This is a genomic window from Finegoldia sp. (assembly GCF_046991905.1).
Classification (GTDB): domain Bacteria; phylum Bacillota; class Clostridia; order Tissierellales; family Peptoniphilaceae; genus Finegoldia.
Genome location: NZ_JBKWZF010000125.1, coordinates 1 through 2,147 on the forward strand (window position 1 = coordinate 1; position 2,147 = coordinate 2,147).

Sequence of the window (2,147 nt, forward strand, 5' to 3'; positions counted from 1 at the left end):
GCCCACAAGAATGGGAATAGTTGAGATACTAACGGAGCTTTCCAAAGCCGTCTGTCTGCTTCTGTAACATTGTGAAAAATACGCATATTGGATAAGCCTATGTGCGTATGTTGAGAATAGATAGCTGACTAAGGGGGCTGATAACTTGGCTAAAAAAGAACCTGCACAATATATCGTAGAACGGGAATTTTTAGGTAAATTTTCCGTAGAGGAATTGCTTGTCCGTATCGTGAAATCTCATGTAAAAAAAGGACTATCAAGAGGGTAAAACCCTTGAAAACAATGGAAAGAAGCCGTACTTTATGGTATAATATTATCATAGGTACGGCAGTTGAATAGGTGGAAAAATGATTTATCAAAAAGGTTCAAACTTATTTAACGTGGCTATTTATATCAGATTATCACGAGAGGACGGAGATAAGGAAGAAAGCGATAGTGTAGGAAATCAGAGAAAACTTTTAACAGAATATGTGAACAAGCATGATGACTTTATCTTATATGATGTTTATATTGATGACGGTTTTACGGGAACGAATTTCAATAGACCAGACTTTCATAGAATGATTGCTGACATTGAAGATAACAAGGTAAATTGTGTTGTTGTAAAAGACCTTTCCCGTTTCGGACGAGATTACATTGATACGGGGCGATATTTGGAAAGAATATTTCCAGAGCTTAATGTTCGTTTTATTTCTGTAACAGATAATATTGATAGTATGAAGCAGGCATACGATATGTTACTTCCTATTAAAAATATATTCAACGAACAGTATGCCAGAGATATTTCTAATAAAATTCAAGCGACTGTAAAATCAAAGCAGAAAGCAGGAGAATTTATCGGAGCTTTTACAAGTTATGGTTATAAGAAATCTCCTGCAAATAAAAATAAACTTGTGATTGATGAATATGCGTCCGAAGTTGTAAAAAGAGTATTTACTATGTATGCACAAGGAATAGGAAAACAAAGCATTGCCAAAATACTAAATGCAGAGGGTATCCTTTGTCCGTCAGAATATAAAAAGCTCAACGGCGAAAATTACAAAAATTGCAACCGTTTAGAGAAAACTTCTTACTGGACGTATTCCACGATTAAAGTGATGTTACAAAATGAGCTTTATATTGGAAATATGGTACAAGGAAAGAAACATCAACGTATGAGAAGCAAACAGCGTCCAGTTGAGAAAGAAAACTGGATAAGGGTTGAAAATACACATGAACCGATTATAGACCGTCAACTGTGGGATAAGGTACAAAAACTGCTGACGAAAAAGCATAGGGATATTGATTTAGAAACAAATAAAAATATCTTTGCAGGTTTTATCAAGTGTGGCGATTGTGGTCGGGCAATGATGAAAAATTTCTGGCGACGTGCCGACGGAAGTAAGTCCTATTCATTCTATTGTGGAACTTACAAAAGAGGTGGAAAAGATTATTGCACTCCGCACACGCTCCCGTTTCAAGTATTGAATGATATTGTGCTGGGAGATTTAAAGCAGATTATCCGCAATGTAGAGAACTTGCAGGAACTTGTAAAATCACAATCTTTCACAGCAACAAAAATCAGAAAATCAACAGACATAGAACTGACAAAGTTAAAAGCAGAGCTTGAAAGAGTGAAGAAGTTGAAAAAGTCAATTTATGAAGATTATAAAGACGAACTGATTTCTAAAGAAGAATTTCTTTCTTATCGAGAGGACTATCAACAAAAAGAAACGCTTTACTCCAAACAGATTGAAACGCTGGAAGAAAAGAAAAAGGAAAGTGTAACAGAAGATGTTTTTGAAACACCGTGGTTAAGGCGGTTGTTGGAACTGAAAGACATTGAAGAATTAGACAGAGATATTATTGTGGAAATGATAGACCAGATAACAGTTTATGAAAACCGCAAACTTAAAATCTCATACAACTTCGGAAATGAGCTGGAACATTTATTTTCAAGCGTTTACTGTGAGGACTTGGAGAAAAAGGCTATCTAATCTCAATACATTTCTAACTCCCCATATATACTGGGGAATACATATCAAAATTTGCGTAAACTACAATCAGCACATGGCGGATATGATACCGGCAGCATTTCCTATGACGGGGTTTATGAAAAGGATATTACCCTTGCGATCACGCAGAAAATCGGAGAGCAGCTGGAGAAG

The 2,147-nt window shown here is 35.9% G+C and carries 3 protein-coding genes; all 3 read left to right on the top strand.

Going from position 1 to position 2,147, the window contains the following annotated elements:
• The first annotated feature begins 145 nt into the window (after window positions 1–145).
• Window positions 146–268 carry a hypothetical protein gene (locus ACLUJM_RS13555; protein ID WP_002323371.1) on the top strand — a complete coding sequence of 41 codons (123 nt, stop codon included), beginning with the start codon at window positions 146–148 and terminating at the stop codon, window positions 266–268.
• A 79-nt stretch (window positions 269–347) separates the two neighbouring features.
• Window positions 348–1,976, top strand: coding sequence for a recombinase family protein (locus ACLUJM_RS13560; protein WP_412413057.1), 1,629 nt, complete (start codon window positions 348–350; stop codon window positions 1,974–1,976).
• A gap of 51 nt (window positions 1,977–2,027) precedes the next feature.
• The coding region (locus ACLUJM_RS13565) for an N-acetylmuramoyl-L-alanine amidase (RefSeq protein WP_412413058.1) at window positions 2,028–2,147 on the top strand (120 nt) is incomplete at its 3' end.